Source organism: Nocardiopsis protaetiae, from assembly GCF_045446735.1.
Classification (GTDB): Bacteria; Actinomycetota; Actinomycetes; order Streptosporangiales; family Streptosporangiaceae; genus Nocardiopsis; species Nocardiopsis protaetiae.
The window spans coordinates 1-2,127 of the sequence record NZ_JBJJBV010000491.1 but is presented as its reverse complement, the minus strand read 5'-3'; the positions used below and the strand labels follow the sequence as shown (position 1 = coordinate 2,127).

The window sequence follows — 2,127 nt, the reverse complement described above, 5'->3', positions numbered from 1 at the left end:
GGCCAGGGCCAGCAGGGCCAGGGAGCCCATGAAGGCGGCCCGCACCACACTGGGTTCGGGGCGGCAGACCAGGACGAACAGCCAGATCATCACGGCGCCGCCCGCCACCGTCCACCACGGCGGCGCGCGCACCAGGTGCCCCAGGGCCACCACCACCCCGGTCAGGATCGCGAGGTTGGCGCCGCTCACGGTGAGCAGGTGCGTCATCCCGGTCGCACGGAAGTCCTCCGCCACCTGCGGGTCCACGCCGGAGGTGTCGCCGACGATGAGGGCGGGCAGCAGGCCGCGTTCGGGCTCGGGCAGGCCCGCGGCGGCCCCGCGCAGCCCGGCCCGCACGTCGCCGGCGAACCCCTGCCACCGGCCGGGCGGCGCCACCTCGCGCGGCGGGCCGCGCACCAGGACCAGGGCGCCCAGGAAGGGGTCGTCCTCGGCGGCCACGAACTCGCCCCGGGCGGTGAAGGACTGGCCGGGCAGCAGCCGCGGCCACTCCTCGCCGGAGGCGAGCAGCACCACGGGGTCGGCGGCGGGACGCCCGTCCACCTCGGTGGCGCGCGCCCGGACCACCCACTCGGGCCGGCCCGGCCGCGGTGTCCCGGACCGGGCCCGCGGATCGCCGGTGACCCGGGCGGTGAACCGCACATCGCCCGCCTCCACGGCGGCCCGGGCGGCGCCGGCCGCCACCCGGTGCACCTGGACCCCGGCGACCACCGCGACGGTCCCGGCACAGGCCAGCGCCGCGGCGGTGGTCAGCGCCACCGCCTCCACCGGCGCCCGCGCCAGCAGGAACACCAGCACCGCCGCGCACCAGGCGACCCCGCCCAGCACCCACGCCGCCCACGGCGGCGCCAGCGGCGCGGCCAGCGCCGCCGCCCACGCGGCCGCGGCGGGCACCACCGACCGCAGATCCACCGGCCGCCCCACCCCGTACCCGTCCGCCCCCAACCACACCACCACACCCACCACCCCCTTCGGTCACAGCCCTGCCGCCGCATCCGCCCTCAGCCGACGGTGACGTGCGGGCGGATCTCCTCCAGGGTCTTGGTGCCGATGCGGTCGACGTTGATGAGGTCGTCCACGCTGGTGAACGGTCCGTTGGCCTCGCGGTAGGAGACGATGTTGCCCGCGGTGACCTCGCCCACCCGGGGCAGTGTCTCCAGCTCCGCCTCACCGGCCTGGTTGATGTTCACCAGAGGCCCCTCGGCGGTGCCCGCGGGTGGGACCGCCGCCGCCGGCTGTGGCAGGCCGACCAGGATCTGCTCGCCGTCGACCAGGGAACGGGCCAGGTTGAGCAGGTCCATGTCGGCGTCGGGGAGGGCGCCCCCGGCGGCCTCCACCGCGTCCGCCACCCGCGAACCGGGCGGCAGCGTGTACAGCCCGGGGTCCTCGACCTCCCCGCCCACGTGCACCACCACGTCGGCCTCGGGGTCGGCGGCCGCGGCGCCGGGCGCCGCCGCCTCGGCGGGGAGCGTGTGCGCGACGGTCTCGGGCGCGACGGCCTCGGTGGGGCGCTCGCGCAGGAACAGCACGGCGGCGATCGCGATCAGCGCCAGCACGAGCAGGGCCGCCACGGCCCGCCGCGACATGGTCGCCTCGGGCGGCCACCGCCGCGTCAACCGCTCCACGACCCCGCCCCGCGGGGGAAGGAACTCGGTGTACCCGCTCGGCACCCGCGGGATCCCCTCCTCCCCGTCGTCCCCGCGCCGACGGCGGCCGCGCCCGTCCGGGGCGGCCTCCTCCGTGGCGCCCGGATCGCCGGGCCGCCGCCCGTCACCCGAGTCGTCCTCGTCGGCGCTCCGCCACGCCCCGGTGTCCGCGGCCCGCCGCCACGCCGACGCCGTCTCACCCGCGTCGCCGGCCTGCTCCCTTCGGGGACGGCCGCCGCTCGCAGTCGCGCCGGGGCCCGTTGCCGCTCCGTGTGCCGCCGCGTCGGTCGGCCCGCCCGCGCCGGACCCCCGGTCCCGGTCCCGGGCGGCGGTGTCCGCCGTCTCGCCGCCAGTGGCCGGTTCGCCTGTGCCGCTGCTCCGGTTCGCTGTGGGTTGCTCTGCCCACGGTTGGGCGGTGGCCGCTGTGGCGGGGTGGTCGGTGGCGCGGCCCTGGTGGGGGCGCCCGCCCCGGGGCCGGGCGGGG

Annotated in this window: 2 protein-coding genes; both read right to left on the bottom strand. The window is 78.9% G+C overall.

All coding sequences use genetic code 11. From position 1 onward, the window contains the following. Positions 1-954, bottom strand: a 954-nt coding sequence (locus ACJOT3_RS34200; protein WP_406977275.1) for a ComEC/Rec2 family competence protein, incomplete at its 3' end; no start/stop codon positions are given. Between the two features lie 44 nt (positions 955-998). Next, positions 999-2,127 (bottom strand): helix-hairpin-helix domain-containing protein (locus ACJOT3_RS34195; protein ID WP_406977274.1); only part of this gene is annotated, 1,129 nt, incomplete at its 5' end.